Annotated in this window: 11 protein-coding genes; 5 read left to right on the top strand and 6 right to left on the bottom strand. The window is 56.8% G+C overall.

All coding sequences use genetic code 11. From position 1 onward, the window contains the following. Nucleotides 1-139 precede the first annotated feature (139 nt). From HTZ84_RS11935 to HTZ84_RS11910, 6 genes are all read right to left on the bottom strand, one after another. Nucleotides 140-892, bottom strand: a complete 753-nt coding sequence (locus HTZ84_RS11935; RefSeq protein WP_174680883.1) for an HNH endonuclease — start codon at nucleotides 890-892, stop codon at nucleotides 140-142. Nucleotides 893-1074: 182 nt separating this feature from the next. Continuing rightward, nucleotides 1075-1620: a hypothetical protein gene (locus HTZ84_RS11930; RefSeq protein ID WP_174680882.1), complete on the bottom strand. Its 546-nt coding sequence runs from the start codon at nucleotides 1618-1620 to the stop codon at nucleotides 1075-1077. Between the two features lie 199 nt (nucleotides 1621-1819). Then, nucleotides 1820-2707: a phospholipase D-like domain-containing protein gene (locus HTZ84_RS11925; RefSeq protein WP_174680881.1), complete on the bottom strand. Its 888-nt coding sequence runs from the start codon at nucleotides 2705-2707 to the stop codon at nucleotides 1820-1822. Then, complete coding sequence (locus HTZ84_RS11920; protein WP_174680880.1) at nucleotides 2704-4653, bottom strand: DUF1998 domain-containing protein; 1950 nt, start codon at nucleotides 4651-4653, stop codon at nucleotides 2704-2706. Before HTZ84_RS11920 ends, HTZ84_RS11925 begins: the two co-directional genes overlap by 4 nt. A gap of 5 nt (nucleotides 4654-4658) precedes the next feature. Further along, nucleotides 4659-8363, bottom strand: coding sequence for a helicase-related protein (locus tag HTZ84_RS11915; protein WP_174680879.1), 3705 nt, complete (start codon nucleotides 8361-8363; stop codon nucleotides 4659-4661). Nucleotides 8364-8565: 202 nt separating this feature from the next. Next, a complete protein-coding gene (locus HTZ84_RS11910; RefSeq protein WP_174680878.1) occupies nucleotides 8566-11031 on the bottom strand; it encodes a DrmE family protein in 2466 nt (821 codons plus the stop codon). Between the two features lie 1367 nt (nucleotides 11032-12398). On the opposite strand from HTZ84_RS11910, the gene HTZ84_RS11905 reads away from it, so the two are divergent. The 5 genes from HTZ84_RS11905 (at nucleotide 12399) to HTZ84_RS11885 (ending at nucleotide 16315) form a co-directional block, all read left to right on the top strand. Beyond that, nucleotides 12399-13379: a hypothetical protein gene (locus tag HTZ84_RS11905; RefSeq protein WP_174680877.1), complete on the top strand. Its 981-nt coding sequence runs from the start codon at nucleotides 12399-12401 to the stop codon at nucleotides 13377-13379. Further along, complete coding sequence (locus tag HTZ84_RS11900; RefSeq protein WP_174680876.1) at nucleotides 13376-13627, top strand: hypothetical protein; 252 nt, start codon at nucleotides 13376-13378, stop codon at nucleotides 13625-13627. The genes HTZ84_RS11905 and HTZ84_RS11900 overlap by 4 nt, the downstream gene beginning before the upstream one ends. Further along, nucleotides 13620-14456, top strand: a complete 837-nt coding sequence (locus HTZ84_RS11895) for a hypothetical protein (protein WP_174680875.1) — start codon at nucleotides 13620-13622, stop codon at nucleotides 14454-14456. The genes HTZ84_RS11900 and HTZ84_RS11895 overlap by 8 nt, the downstream gene beginning before the upstream one ends. Nucleotides 14457-14702: 246 nt before the next feature. Beyond that, nucleotides 14703-15650, top strand: coding sequence for a hypothetical protein (locus HTZ84_RS11890; protein WP_174682577.1), 948 nt, complete (start codon nucleotides 14703-14705; stop codon nucleotides 15648-15650). Then, a complete protein-coding gene (locus HTZ84_RS11885; RefSeq protein WP_174680874.1) occupies nucleotides 15647-16315 on the top strand; it encodes a 3'-5' exonuclease family protein in 669 nt (222 codons plus the stop codon). Before HTZ84_RS11890 ends, HTZ84_RS11885 begins: the two co-directional genes overlap by 4 nt. The last annotated feature ends 46 nt before the right edge of the window (nucleotides 16316-16361 follow it).

The following is a 16361-nucleotide window of genomic DNA, read 5'->3' as shown; positions in this document are numbered from 1 at the left end:
CGAAGTACGTGAGAGTAAGTGTACTAACACCAATTTGCTACTCACATAAGTATCTTTCTGGCTCTGCTGAAACCCTCAGCAACTGGTTTAAAGCGCGTTCTGAATACAGAGTGTGTGCTCAGTATGACAAATTTCCCGACTACTCCCCTGGGGGCCACCACTCCAAACGCTCGTTGCGCTGCCGGAAGTAGTCACTTGGTGGTGCATCCTTCGGGAATACCACTGTCTGCGTATCATGCAGTGTGCGATTGAGGAATGCCCCTAAGTCAGAGAGTCCAGGTCGCACAATCACGTCGTGAGACTCCGTGATGGTAAACAACCCCAGATCGAAGGCACGATGATGGGTGTAGCATAGGAGCAGCCCATTTTTCGGATCTCCTCGCAACTCCTCAAACTCGCTCCAGGGCAAGATATGGCCGGCTTGAAGCAACCCCGGTGTGGAAACGTCACAGAGAAGGCAAGAGTCCTGATATTGCTCCCGGACTGCTGCTCGGAAATCGCACTGTCCATGTCGACGGGAGCCTTCAGTTGATGAAACGCCTGTTTCGATATCGCGTTCCTCAGTGCCAGTATCACCGTCTGTGGGTTCTTCTCCTGTGCGAAGTCGTTGACGGGCACGTTCCGCTTCGTACGCTAACTCATCTTCATTACCGTAGTAATCCTCCCAAATCTCACGACAGCCTTGGCTGATGTTGCTAAGTCCCTGGGTGCTCCTAGGGTCAAGGTATCGGTAGTTCCCTAACCGAAAGACAACCGAATCTGGTGATCGATTTATTAGATCAGCAACCTCCTGAACGGTCGCGTCACTCGTATCTTCAACAATCTCAGGATGATTGAGATACAAGTCCAGCACTATCAAATGTTCGTCCCGTGTCCAGATGGCACCACTCATGCGAGAGAAGAGTGCTTGTTATTTCATAAATCATTCTCTGGGAAAGTCCTGGATCGCGCCGATATTTACTGTATTCGGGCCCTGTATGCAGAAAGACCCAATATTGTAATAAAATTGAATTTTCAGCAGAGCCTTTCCACCAGCACAGGAAATGTTCTTATTATTGATAGACCCCCAGTGGCTTACTTGATTGGTCGGCGGAGTCGTCCCATTTTGTCAAGTTCGATGAACGCCTCTGGAATAGTTTCAATCCCCGGACGGTCCGGCGTTCCTTCGTCAGGTTCGTAGAGCGTGGGCTTGTTTAGACGATTCTTGATTGCCGTGTCGAGTCGTTCAAAGACTTCATCTGCTCTATCTGGAACTTCGCCAAACCGCTCAAACTGGAAGCCTGGGTAGGTGCGTTTCTCCCCATTGACATTCTCTAATTCAAAAAACCGAATTGCTCGTGGGGACGCATACCCGACTACGACAACCTCTCTATTCCTCATGTGAATGGCTCCGTAGGCACCACCGGCCGAAATACGCCGAAGTGTGTTCTTTGTTCTGGTCTCGGCTGCGTCATCGCTTTCGTCGGGGTCTAAATTCGTTCCCATCCCGAAATCCACGACACCGATACCGTTCTGAGTAAGTTCACGGCAGGTGGACTGTGGCAGGTCGGGGTTATTACGGTGGAGTACGATTGTTGCACCTTCGTCGGAGAACGATTTTATAATGTTTTGGTCAGACACGACAGTAACTTTGTCAATACTGTGTATTTAGAGTTTACTTTTCATCTGTATGAGACAACCCCACTACCGCTAGTGATACTTCAAAATCCGCGCTATGTATTCAGCACGACTACTGAAACTTATCGCCTCCTGAGAATTTCAACAAAGAAAACGAAGCCATAGATAGCCGGTAAAATCCGAACACGAGCAGTATCCCGGACTATATCGGCAGATCAACTGGGTACGAGTACTCGAACACTTCGTCAAATACCGTCGCAGCGTCCTCAACGATGTCACCTTCGACGACGACGCCGAACTCGAAGTTAGTCGAGAGACTCGTATCGGTCAGATTCGCGCTTCCGACGTAGCAGACCCTGCAGTCTACGATCACGATCTTCGCGTGAGTCGCAAACGCTTGGGATCCCTGGCTCTCGTCCCATCGATAGAGGTCTCTCACTTCGAAGTTATCGCGGTTGTCCTCGTCTATCAAGTCCCACATCTTGTTGAGCGTCGTTCGTGTATCGCCTTCCTCGTCTGCGGTCTCTCGGGTCAGTAGTTGTGTTTCGACACCACGTCGAGGGAGACTCGCAAGGTCGGATACGAGTTCGAGTGATGGATCGAAGTACGGGTTGGCGATCCGTACCGACGAATCGGCGTTGAACACCTGGTTGCGGATCGTAGAGGCGATGTCGGGGATTGACCGGACTCGGGCAGAGGTCGGTTCGAATCCTCCCGGAAGTGTGGCCACGAACTCGACGACCTCGTCCTTGCCTGTCTGAGGGGAACGGCCGTCTGATGCAATCACCGCGGCTTGCTGGGTTAGTACTCGGTCTACTTCGAGAGGATCAACCTCAAAAGTGTAGGCCCAAAAACCCCGCTCGTCGGTCGCCGATTGAGTTGCTGCTCCGTTCTTCTGAAGACAGGTAAAGAGGGCAGCTGCTTCTCGGGTGGTCAGCGGTGTTTCTAACCCCCGATCCACGTCTGCCCGAGTTACGTCGCTGTGGTTGAGGGCCGAGATGGTGTCTCGGATAGCGACGACACGGTCAAGGTCGTCGAACTGGCGGACTACCGCGAAGTTCGTACAAATCGCGTCGTGGTCGTCGGTCACACGTACCCTGACTCCCAGAACGCGGGTATTCGACCTCTGTCGCCGCCGACTAGATATCGGCGGTCGAGGTTCCCGTTGGCGCTCTCGCAAGCGACTTCACTCATGTGAAGGCACGCGTGGCAGGCACCGTCCTCGTGTTCACACACGGGGTCGTAGACGCACTGCTGGACATCCGCGATTGTCTCGTCCACCCAAGGGTGAATCCTCGTTTTGAACAGTGTGTGCATCCCACCTAGGGAGAAGTGTTCAGTGCTGCTCGCGTATAGGAAGATCGCCGGAACGCTCGGCATCACGTACTCCGAGATGCTGTTGCTGTCGAGACCACACTGTCCGCTCGCCGTCCGCATCAACGCGTGGCTCATTGAGTGAAGGAGTGTGTACACTTCCCGTGTGAGATCGTCTTCGATGGGCGAGTAGTGGTCCCGGAGTTCGTTGGTGTCCACGTTCTCCAAGAACCACTCCTTGAGGTCACTCTCATCGTCTGTATCGGGGCGCTCGACACCACGTAGTGCGCCCTTCTCGTCCAGCCACTCGATGATCGCGGATCGGTCCACTTGGAGGACGATGGCCTCAGAGGGAGTTTGGTCAACGTACACGGGGGTGCTGTCCTCACCCCGGGGATGGGGGAAGGGCTGTAGGTCCGTCCGCGACCGTTCGGGGCGGTCGCGTGTGAATCCGAACGTGTAGTTCAGCAGGGGGAGATTGTCCACGACCCACGCCGACGCAATGTTCACTTTCTGGAGTTTTTCCGGGTATACCTCTGCCTCCGGGTTCGATTCGAGGAAGTCTTCCTGCTCCAATAGACCGTCTAGGGACAGAGGAGTGGGTTGCCGTTCCATCCCATCCGTAGCGTCTAGATTCCCTTCGTATCCCTGAGTCGAGCGAAGGTAGGTGAAAAGTTCGTGAGAGAGTGTCGAGTACGCCTGATCTACGTCACTATCGCCGCCTCGCTGGGAGGGGAGCTTGACACGTTCGCGGTTCTCTTCAACGACCTCTTCTCGCGTCGAACCCTTTATCGTGTCTTCCGCGACATCGAAGACGTCTTCGATATCCACACCGCTTTCAATCATCTTTTCAACCTGTTCTGCGCCCACTTCCTCCTTCAGATCCTCTATCTGCTTCTCCCGGCGTTTCGCGTCGCGTTCGTCCGTCGTCATCCGGCCGAGTTCTTCGTAAGTCTTCCCCTCCTCTTCGACGACATCGTCGAGGTCACCGAGGTGGGCAGCCATCAGTATGCGGGCCCAGCTCTCTCCGTATTCGATGTCGTCGCTGTATCGTTGGTCGATTGGGAGATTGACGAGGACGTCGCCTTGGGAGTAGTAGACGGAGTTGCTCGCTATCGGACGGAAGTAGACTCGTTCCTTGTGGCACTTGGTACAACGCTTCGACATGTTCCCACAGAAGTCGCCACACTCACCACAGTAGAAGTGCCACGAGAGGGGGTCGTTGATGTTCTGCTTGTTGAGGTAGATGTGGTCGTATCCGTGATCCGGATTGCTGCAGGGTTGCGGGTTGATCGACATCATGTTCCCGCAGTCGTGCACAAGAACGAAGGCGAGTTGGCGGAGTTCATCGCTACACTCGGGGCACTCCCCGTTGGTGTAGACGAAGTGACTGGGCTCTTTCTTACTCACGACCCGGTGGCAACTCCGGTTCTGACAGTACATGGTCAGCGGGTAGAGCGATCCGACGACGCGGTTCGGTCGGCGGAAATCCACGTCGTCCACCGTGAGGTCTACCCAGGGGTCCTCGTCGTCGTTCCGGAAGCTGGATGCGTGAGTGGCGATCTGTTCTGCGACGTAGTTCGCGTCAAGCGAGCTGATCTTGTTGGTCTCCCAACGTGACACTTTCATCGACAGTCCCCGCCGTCCATAGTCGAAGAGCGACTCGGGACCGAATCGATACATCACCTGCGCCAGACCGCGTTTCATCTCTGAATCTGCCATCTTTACTACCTCCTGTCGAACATATTCAGCACCTGTGCGGTACCCGTATCGACGTCAATCGGGAGCTGCTCGTCAATGTCCCGTAGACTCCGCATCGGTCCTCGGTCGTCCTCACTACGCTTGATCATGTTCCCGATCCATCCTTGGTAGCCGTCCTTCGGGTGGCCGGACATGCACCGTTCCCAGATATCTTCGAACTCCCGCTCAACTTTCTGCTCGTAGAGATCAACCGTCCGATCCTCCGCCCACTCGGGGCGCTGGTCGGACGTGACACAGTAGGACCGTTTCACGAATTCGAGGAGCTCGTCCTTGTCGAGATCGCCCGCACGCTGCGCCTCTCGGAACGAATCGTAGAGGTATACGCGCCCAGCGGAGGATTCGAGTTGCTCGTCGTAGTACTGGAGGAGCGTCGCAGCGAAGATACCCGGCATCGTACAGTTCACCGCGAACTCGGCCCAGCGTTCCAGCGGGGTTGCTTCGACGAGGAGGTCCTGGAAGTCGTGGTACCGGTCGAACCGCGTGTAGTGGGAGCGGTCGCGGACGTGGACCGGGTTGAACAGATTGAAGACGGTACCGGTGACCTGGCGACCAACACGGGAGTACGCCTGGATGTACTCCGCCGTCTGTCGTGGCATCCCGAAGAATGAGATGAAGTTCAGCGTGTCCACGTCAACGCCGTGGGATATCATGCTCGTCGCGTTCACTATATCCACTGGATCCTCGGGGTCGTCCGATTCGAGACGGTCCAACACGTCACGAACGACATCGAAACCGGTCTCACCGCTCATCACTACGGAGTTCAGCGCGTCGCGCTCTTCGTCCCGCGTCTCCAGCCACGGGTTGATCATGGAGGGGACGGCACGCTGTAGACGGTCGCTGTCCACCTTCTGGATGTTGTACGCGATCTGCGTATCGTAGTACTCCAAGATGTCCAAGATAGCGTTCCGTCTCTCTAAATCGTCGTCGGGAAGACCGAGGCCAACGACCTCCCCGTACGGTGTCGTGCGGTGGTGTTCCCGTTCTAATGCCGCCGAGAGTTCGTCTGGGTTCCGCTGGTAGTGCTGGATAACGTCAGCGTACTCGCGGAGAACCTCGACCAACGCGTACGTCCGCGATACGTTGTGCGGGACCGAACCGACGATGCGACGACCGAGTCGGTGGGGATCCTCGTACGCGTAGAACGACTGTTTGAGGAGCGGACCTGGAGAGGGATAGGTGTTCACGTCCCTCCAGTAGAGGGCGTGAACCTGGTTCTCGGCACCCTTGATCGTCGCCGTCGCGGTGACGTTCTTGATGTCCCAGCCGTCACCGACCCGGTTGGCCCACTCCTGGAGGAACGTCTCGTAGTGGGAGTCGAACGCGCCGAACTCCTCACGGAGGAGGTGGAGTTCGTCCTGAATCAGGATAGACGGCGGGTCCACTGGGTCAACGTCCTCAACGTCTTCGTCGCAGCTGTACCGTGAGTACCCTCGGTTCGCCACCAAGCATCGGTTCTCTCCCGAGAACCCGTGCTTCGGACAGCGTTTCTTCAACCGCCCGAAGAGGGTGCGGAAACGGCGTTGCATCCCGACTACCGCGATCTTGTCAATCGTGCTCACCACGAAGGTCGGAGCGTACCGATAGACCTCTCGGTCTGTCACGTAGATTGGGAGCTCCTCTTCGTCGCAGTCGTCGTTCGTGCAGATGTGGAGGAGGCGCATCCGGTCGTAGTCGCCATCCAGTTTGACGGCATCCTCACCACAGAACGGACACGTCGTCACGATCTTCCACTTCTCGGCGTATCGACTGTTTTCCTCTTTCACCAGACTGATGTTGTCAGTGAGATTTCCGTCCTCGTCCGTTTCCATCAGTTGGTTCGGAGTGTTCCCGCTCCCGACGAAGTACCCGAGGCTGAACTCGTCGGTGTCTGGGCACTCACGACGGCGAATCAGTTCCGCTTGCGCGAAGACGTCTGCGATGCGCTGGAGTTGTTGGAGAGAGAGCAACCGGAGGGGAAACTTCGTGAGCGCCGTCGTCCCGTGAGCCTTTCCCCTGAGTCGATCTCGGAACGCGGTGAAGACGACGAGGCCGAGGTATGCCTCGGTCTTCCCACCACCGGTTGGGAAATAGATTACGTCAACCTCGTCCAAACAGTGGTCTTCAGCGTCGATATCTTCGGTTTGGGCCACGACGTCCGGGATGGCCATAACGATGTAGATGATCTGGAAGAGGTACCACTCCTCGTACTTCTCCCCCATCTGATCGAACGTCTGGTTCATGAACTTGAATGCCGCTCGACTGTGGCCCACGTCATCCCGGATGAGCTTCCGGCCTTGGTCGAAGCGCCGTCGTTCCTTCTCGAACGCCGCCAGGTTTTCGTCGAACTTCTCGCGTGCTTCGTCGCTCCGGTCGGTCAGGACTTCGGAGCGCATTGACACGTATTGTTCCCGGGCTTCTTCCATCTCTCGAGAGATGCGGTCCAAGTGCGTCTCGATAGTCCCCCACGCGAAGTCGCTGAACGGGGCTGAGAGTGTCTCTCGGCTACGGTACTTCCGCTGCTCGTGAATCGGAACGGTCACCGTCTCTATCGTGGTGGGATCGGTTCGTTCGACGCTACAGTTGCGTCCGAGACCATCCATCTCGGGGTCGTAGTGGTACTCGTTCTTGATCTCGTCGGAGACGAACGGCTCAATCGGAGTCTCCTCGACAGAAACTTCGGAGTTGACGTCGAAGAAGAAAGCCCGCCATTCCTCGCCTTTAGGGTTAAGCGCATCGGGGTACTCAACACCGTGTTTGTTCACGAAGGAGACGGAGACGATGATGTCGTCCTCGTCGTATTGAGCTGTAAGTGATATCTCGAAATCCCACACTGGCGTCGGCGTGTCTCCACTGAATCGTTGTTCTAAGAACGTCTCGAAGGTTTCCTCGTCTTCTAGAGCAGCTTCCGGAATCTTGTCCTCGTTACGACTGTCTACCTCTTCTGGCGGGTCCGGCTCCCGGTACCGGCGCTCATCTTGCCGGTAGGTCTCCATCGCATCCGTCAGCGCATCGTCGGCCGTGAGTGGGGGTAGCTCGCCGTCGGACTTTGCGGCTCGCTTTAGGTCGCCTGCAGTAACTGTGAGAGGGCCAGCTTCAATCTGAACTCGTTCGTACACTGGTCTGAGTTCCTCTAGTGACGCGTCGTCTCCTGCATACTCCCCGGATTCTTCGTCCTCGGAATCTCCTGCCTCGGACTCTTCGTCCTCCTCAGGCGGTGTGAGCGCATCATCTTCAGCAATCTCCGGATCGAATCCGACGGGCCCACCGAACTCCTGTTGCTCCTCGTAGGTCGGTAGACGGCGATAGTAGACCTTCGCAGTAGGATTGATCGTCACCGTCTCGTCGTCCGGAACTGACGCTGGGAGCTTGAACTGGAGCCCCATAGTGAAGGGCGCGACTCGTGTAGCGATGTTCCCGAACGCGTCGTCGGACTCTTGGGCTTCGCGGTACTGGTACTGGCTCGCTAGTGCGCCCGCGAAGAACTGGTCCTTCGGATTAACGTCGTAGACGGTCTGACCGTAGTCGCCTCGTCCCGTGATACGTTCGACGAGTCGTTCCAGTAGAACGTTGTTGACAGCTTGGTGCTGCTGATACTCCTTGTCGTCTTCGTCTATCTCGTACGCGTCGTCCGGTGGTCGAACGTAACCACGGGAGTCGGATTGTGGTGGAATTTCACGCGGCCCAAGGCCCATATGCTCTCGTCATAGCAAAGTATCATAAGTTTAGGGAAGGAGTCCGGTCCGGGATGACTAATCTATCTGGGGAGTAGGTTACTCAGTCCACTCGTTCCAGTCGCCGTATAACAGCCTGGGACTAGAGGAGCGCAGCAGCAGAAACCAGATGGTACAGTTCACTCAGACAAGGTCTTAACTAACCAGAGACTATACGAAGTGGTCAGAGCCCACGTAATCGTCCTATCTGTGAACTCTTGGCCTCAACACCCTCCTCTATCGATTGGACGTTGAGTCGGAAGAGGTACTTCCCGATCTCGAAGTCGCTGAGTCGGATGTCCGGACTCTCCGACAGCATTACGTCGTCTAGTGTTCCGTCGGCGGCAGATCGAAGTGCTGTCTGTCTGAGTGCTTTCTTCAGACGACTGTATATCGTCTCCATCTCCTGTACGGCGTTCCACACCTGGCTGAAGTTCTCTTTGACACTGTCGAGATCGTACGCATCGGCGATAGCCCAGAAGCTCTTCTTTGACCGTGTTCGGTGGACTTCCATCTCGTACCACCGCTCGTAGGTGCCGCGGTTCTTGTTGAGACCCTGTTGCTCCATCTTCTTAACGAAGTCGTCAAGGTCGTCGCCGGTCTTCTCCAAGGCGGCTTCAAGATTGACTTTCCACAGGTTCGCGTAGTAGTACAGTCCGACATCTCCGCGTTCACGAATCAACGCGTATAATTGGTCACGCATCTCGTTGGTGTCTTCCAGGTGGACGACGACATCGTGTTCCTTGAGGCGTGAGGCGTTCTTCTGGAACAGTTTGTCGTGGCCTTCGCGCACGGTGCACACTTCAGTGTCCTTGCGAAGATACATGGACAGGCCGTCGTCAAAGTGGATGTCGAGACAGTCGGTCTCGGTTCGTCCACCAGAGGTGGTCGTCTGTTGTGTGGTGGACGTCTCATACTCGGTAGGGCCGAAGTCTTCGCTGTCCTCGTAATCTGTCTCGTACCCTCGCACGATTTCACCCAGGTCTTCTCCTTCGGCCTCATCTACGGAGATGTCCTCACCGAGATCGCTCGTACTGGGCTCCTCATACTCGGGGAGGTCAATGTTCACACGTTCGACGTCCGCAGGTTCGTCCGTAGCGATACGGGTCAGGTTGTCGATCACGTTCCAGAACGTCGTGTCCGCAATCGACTCAAAGGAATCCTCCAAGGCGTCCACCTGTGAGTGGAGGAGACCCATTTCGATGGGATACGCCATGACGATAACGTCTGTTGCGACGTCGGTGCGGAGGAGATCACGGTCGCCCCACCTGAGTGCGCCGTATAGGACGATGTGGTCCGTCGGGTCTGCCGAGCGAATACTGTGAGTATCGTGTATCGAGAGGTCGTCACCCAGGTCACGGTAGAGAGCAGCGTGCTCAGACTGGAGGAACGTCTTGAGTGCCTGCTGTTGACTCTCTGTTGCCGTGACGACGGAAATCGAGTCCCCTCTGTCAAGTGCACCGTAGAGCAGGTTGTCAACTAGCACGCCCTGTTTCTTGTCGCTCGCAGGCACATCGTCCCAAAGTTCCTCCAACTCTTCGAGAGCCGAGACTACATCCCGGAATGTGCCGGTTGCGGGATTAGCCTCGGGATCGGATGCGATGCGGTCCGCGAATCGATCAAGTTGCGCAAGCCGGCTTGATATCGTCGTCCGCCGGGCATGAAAGTCCGCCACGTCAAGGGGGGTCAAGAGTTCGCGGAAACTCCCCAGAGTGTACCGCACGAGCTGCTGGCCTCGCTTAAGGATGTTGGCGTCCAGCTCTCGTGCTAAATACTCGAACCTCGCTCGACGGTCGTTTGCCCGTTTTAGGGCTGTGAGGAGTTCCCCGTCACCGCACGTATGGACGTCGATAGAGAGCCCCGAAACGCGGTTCTGCTCCCGCCTAGCGACGACCTGCGCACAGTGGGTTGTCGGACTCACTTCCTCGTCGGCACCTATCCATTCATGCCCACTATCCCGATCACTCTCGACTACGGCAGACAACAACCGAGGTGGCCACGTCCAGAGGAACGCTCGTCCATGTAGTTTCTCCACAAGGTCTGACGTCGGATTGCTCGTGAAGTAGACTATCGCGGGCACGTCGTTTCGCTGTTTCCATTTCCATAACCGGAGGAGGCGTTCTTCGTCGTACTTCACAGAGTCGTCGTAGATCACACATCGAACCCGGTCTCCGACATCGTCTGAAGGAATACGCGTGCTCGTGTACGAGAAGAGAAACCGCGCAGGCTTGTCGGGGTGGTTCAGGTTCTTCGTTACTGTCGCTAGGGATCCGTCTTTCGTCACGTTAGCTATCGGGGTCTCCTCACGTGCGTAGCGAGACTTGTCGTGTGGCGGCCGCATCGACATCGGAGCAAGCTGCCGGAACCGTTCGCGGAATTCCGTGTTAGAGCTGAGCAGGAAGACCGCGTTGCGGCCATCTACCTTGGGTCCGAAGAGTGCTTCAAGGGCGTGGAGGTGCAGAAATTCGGCTCTGTCGGACGGCGTCACAATGACGAGGTCCTGGCCACGCTCTACCATTGCGTTGAGGAGGCCTGCGTGTACTCTCGTCGTGGCGGGGAAGTGGGCTAGTCGCTCTTCATCAGCGAGATTGCCGGACAAGATGAACGGCGACTTAACCGCTGGTGTGTCGAAGAGTTCGCTGAGCGGCATAACTCTGACAAAACGAGTAGGGCTGGAAATAATTTACTAAATGTTACACGATTCAACCGCACCCATTGGATGAAGCTATTGAGAATTCTCAAAATACAAGATCATATCAAGTATCTGTTGGTAAAGTATGTCTACGAGGAGCCTGAATCTCCCTTAACACATTACTATATCGACAGGAACTATGGGTAAGACAAATTCGGCACGGACGGGTGTCAGTGGACTTAACCAATGGACAACTGGTGAACGTATGTGGGCAGTCATACCGGTTATCAGCCACGGTAGCCACAATCCGATCTATCACTTCCGAAGAGACGAAATCATGATTGAACGCATCTTTAATGCGATCATAGAGGCTGGCCGTCAGATTGTCGGCGGTATACGGCCGGACCAGAAGAGTCCGATACCCGAGCCAGAGCCGGACATGAATTGCGGTCTATATTTCTGGTTCCTTTGAATATTTATTTACCAGCACGGGCATGGAAGTAGTTGGGTCGCACGGCTGAAGTATTTCCTCACATCGTTATTTAGAGTCTCCCTGGCAGACTACATCCTGTAGTTCTTCATAGAGTTCTGGATGGTGTTCTCGTAGTACTTCTACGTCTTTAGAAAGTTCATCTTGGATACGGCTTCTGACACGTGAAATCGCTTGATACCGCTTGTTTTCATCGGCCTCCTCTGTATTCGAGATCTGCTTTCTATCAGTCTTTGTCAGTAATGCTCGGGTCCGCGCCATCTTGTCCTTGCTTCCGTCGCCCATTGCAAATATACCCACCATTTGCAAATGTACAAACTTTGCGAATAGGCAAACATATGCGAATATGCAAACCAATAAGTCGGTGAGGGTTCAAGAACTGAGTGAGAACCCGTCTCTCGAAGAAATCCCGGCGGGTAGGGCCGCCGAGGCGGGTTCTCAGCAATAGCACCAAAGAACCCATGAAAGAATTAACTGCAGAGGATGAAGAAGTTGCTGATAGGCTAACTGAATATATACCACAAATAGAACATATTTCTCTCGGGGAAGGGGCCGCGACATGTTTGGTGTGCGGCTCTTCTCTTCCTGAAGGAGATGCGGTTGTTGTGTACGTGTTTCGGCCTTCTGACGATATTATGTTCCAGGTCGGATACATCCTATGGGATGGTAATCGAGATGAGTATCCGTCAGAGTATACCTTAGGCGTGCGCGAATTGCTTGTCAAGGGCCGTGTCGGGTGGTGTTCTGATGGGGCGACGCAATCGTCGTGGCCAGTTTTGCTTGCTCCAGAGGTACTGGGGGTGAGCGAGGCGGCGACGAAGTCGCTTCGGAAGTGCCCGTCTGCAGACGATCAAGGAGAATCAGACTTGATGAGTGCGGAGAGCGAGGTGGGTCAATGACGTCGAGTGACGAGCCTACGCTAGATGTGTCGCACTTGGATGTTGACCTGGATCTCCCGCGATCGGTTGAGGAGATGCTATTTCCGGATCTATACGTTGGTCTCGAAATCAATCTGTTGTCCCCTGGGGATGGCATCGTGACGGATAGACATCATGCGTCGTCGGATCGGTATGAGGCGGATGATCCGATGAATCAGATTGAGGGCCAGATTTCGCCGTTCACGTTGAGCGGTTGGCTACGTCACGGGTGCGAACAGGTACTCCAAGCTGCTGGTGCGACGGCGTGCCATCCGGGGGAGGCGAACGCGGATTACATGCGTGCGAACGTGTACGAGCGCGATCTCGACTCGGGATACCATGAGAAAGGTACCTGTCTTGACGATCACGATGACGGGTGCGTGGTGTACAACGTGTTCGGCGGGTTCGGTGACCAGCCGGGCAAACTGCTTCGCCGCCCGATGTCGTTTTCGCCGATTCGGCGGAACGTGGATGTCCTTGACGGTGAGGCGGAGGCGCATTACCGACAAGTGTCGAATCAAGTCCGGTCGCGGAATGATGAGGATGGTGGGAAGCCGCTTCGGCAGGCGGATCGTGATGTGCTGGGGAATGTTGAGGGGACGTGGAAGCTGACGCTCCGTGAGGTGAAGCCGGAGTTCGTCGGGCTGCTGCTTGAAGCAGTGTCGTTCCTTGACGCACACAGTGACGAGTTCGCGTTCCAGATCGGGGGTGCTAGAAACTTTGGCGCTGGGATCGCAGATGCCTGGCTGATCAACCCGTTGTACACCGAGCGGGAGGTGCGTCGCGTGTTTAACAGGGCGCAGGCGACGACGTCGGCGATGGAGGAGAAGGATGAGGTGTGGGCGTCGGAGTGCCGACCGGCGTTTGTGCGGGCGTTGCAGGCGCGTGTGGCGGCGCGTGATGAAGACGTGTCGATACCGGATGAGTCGGAGTCGATAGTGGGAGGTGAGTCGGCGTGACGGATCGCGGTGATGACGAGCCCGAGGACACGCGTGACGGGCTCGACGAGTTGCAGCCGCCGGCGACGGAGTTGCGGGCGGCTACTGAATCGGAGGCGCAAGATGCTGAAGATGAGGACGCGGTGGCTGGTGAAATAGAATCTGATTCGACTGGGTTAGACGAGTTGCAACCGCCGGCGTCGGAGTTGCGGTCGGCAGTGGAACAGGATGCGACTGCCGATGACGATGAGGGTGATCGGGATGAGTGACGTGTCTGTGTCGAGTGATTCCGTGAAGTCGGATGTGGAGCCGATGGTGGCGGTGTACCGGCATGATGTGCATAAGGCGCGATCGCGGTCGCACGAGCATGCGGAGCACGAGCTTCATGGCGTGCGGGTGAACGAACCGGTGCCACATGGTGCGGACGCGGACGCAGCGTTGCTAAGCCGGCCGCGCGGTGAGCCTGAGCAAACGGTGGACGCACACGAGTCCTGGTATCGCTTGTCGCTGCTGACTGGACAGGTAGTGTCGACGACCGAGGCAGTGGATGATGTCAATGCTGCGTTGCGTGAACTGGTCGAGTGTGAGGACGCAGAGACGTTGCATGCGGCGTGGGTGGAGTCGTCGGTGCCGGCGTTGTTCAGTGAGTCGCCATACTACCCGTACACGTCGTTGAAGTTCCATACGTTGCTTGCGGCGGCGTTGCTCGATAATTACCGGTCAGGGTTTGAGTTCGATGAGTTGTTCCTCGCGGTGACGCCGCGTGACGCTGCGCGGGAGATCGTGCCGCACCAGACGGTGTTAGCGACGCCTGGGTTCGCGCTTCATGTGACTGGGGAGCCGGACGGGCGACCGGCGGCGCAGCTTGGTGACGTGCCGGCGCGGTCGTTTGCTGATACGTGGGCTCGGCTTCCGGAATTACCGTTCGATGTAGATGCGTCGCGTCTGTGGCGCGTGTTGGATGCGCAGCTTCGTCGAGTGCGGTCGTGGTCGGTGGCGCTGCAGTACGTAGAGGAGTTCGTCGCAGCGTTTGAGCCCGAGTCGAACTCACAGCGTAGGCGTGGCGCTGCTGAGTCGAGAGGTGGTCGTCGTGAGTAAGTGTCTCGTCGACGTGCCGAGCTACGCCGGTACGACTGAGCTGCTTGAAGAACGCCGGGAGAGTTGGTGTGCTGGTCGTGGCACTGGAAACGGGGTGTGGTTAGTCTCACGGTATGAGCGGCCCGACCCTGACTGCCAATTGCCTGGGTTCTGGTTCAAGAACCTGTGTCGCGGCGATGGCACTGGAAACGGGGTGTGGGGGTCGCCTTGGCTGCGGGCGAGGTCCCGATCATGGTGGTGGTGTGCGTGACGCGATTGCAGCAGGTGCTGTTCAAGTTGGACGGGCAGTACTTGGGACACCCGTATTTCGTGACTGGGAATGCGTTGTTCAATGCGATCGCACGCCGTGTGGATGAGCAGGTCGCTCGCGCGTTGAACGTGAGTCACGGCGTTTTCCTGCCGGGCGAGTACGGTGAGTACCCGCTGGCGGCGTCGCAGGATGGGTACGCGGGGAAACTCGGGCAGTCGCTTCCTGAGGTGGAGGCGTACGAGGATTTGTTCGTGTTTCGTGACCCGGCGCACCGCTGGTTGCTTGACTCACGTCCGCGAGATGCGCATAACACGCATCCGTTGCAGGTACACGGGGATCGCGTGGCGTTTGATTCGACGTGCTGGTTCGGTCGCCCGAAGAAGATGCGGGATCACCGACGGTCTGTGTCGTGGTACCTGCATTGCTACGTGCACGCCCAGCCTGGCGACGATGACGTGCTCCCAGTGTCTACGGACGTCCTCAACGGCGTGCAGGTTGGGGGAGCGAGGAACTACGAATTTGGGAAGTTGTCGGTTGCGGAGACGCAGGTCGTGGACGTGGAGGCACTGGATTTCTCGCGGTTGGAAGCGGCTCAACGCAGTGACGAGTCGTGCTGGATTGAGTTGGTGACACCGTTCGTGCTGGAGACGGAGCATCCGTGTGGGGATGCCCAGTCGATTCCGTGGTGGTGGGGTGTCGATAAGTCTGAGTTGCGGTGCCGGGAGACACGGTTTGTTGACGGGGACGAGACGTACGCTGTGACGACGGTTGATCACGGGCAACTCGTTCCGTATACGGGGCCGAACCCGGTTCGAACAGCGGTGAACGGCGTATACCGTGTCGGGACGCACTCGCGGTTCGGGTTCGGTGAGCTTCGCGTGTGGCCGCCGGGAGCTGATCGCGTTCCGGAACGCGTTGTGGACAGGGAAGGTGATGCGGCGTGACGTTGGAGCAGGTAGTGGTCGACATTGAGACGTCGGGGTTCAGCGTAGATGATGTGGTGACGACGGTCGGGTTCGCGGTGCCGCTCGGGGTGCGTGTGTTCGTCCAGACGAACGGGCAGGAAGCACCGGGCGTGGAGGCTGCGGTGGGGGATCGTGTCGAGTCGCACGTGAAGGTGACTAGGCACGAGTCGGAACGAGAGTTGTTCGAAGCGGTGAGCGGGTTTGTCGAGGTGCGGTTCCGTGATGAGGACGTGTTGCTGGTCGCGTATAACGGGGAGCGGTGGAAAGGCGGGTTCGACGTCCCGTTTCTCCGGACGCAGTACGCACACCACGATATCGACTGGCCGTTCACGGACGTGCCGTACGCCGACGTGATGCCGCTCGTCACGAACCGGTTCAATACGACCGTCAGTGACGAGGATGAGCCGCGAGGCGACCTGGCGGGCGTGTACGAAGCGTTGTGCGACGGGAGGTACGGTGATATGGATCCGTTCGCGGAGAGTAGTGAGGCGGTGACAGCGTACGAGAATGAACGGTTCGCGGAACTCGTGGTGCATAACGTCGCGGACATGTTGCGGACGCGATCGCTCGGCCGGCTTGCGGAACGGTACTGCAGTAAGTCCGATTTCAACGTGAAGTCGCTGACGCCGACGACGGAGGGCTGACGGTATTCGAGTGTACGAGTCACGCGGAGTCAGGACGGTCCGTGCT

It is taken from the genome of Haloterrigena gelatinilytica, from assembly GCF_013342145.1.
Taxonomy (GTDB): Archaea; Halobacteriota; Halobacteria; order Halobacteriales; family Natrialbaceae; genus Haloterrigena; species Haloterrigena gelatinilytica.
The sequence above is the reverse complement of the archived record's forward strand: the minus strand, read 5'-3'. Positions and strand labels throughout refer to the sequence as shown.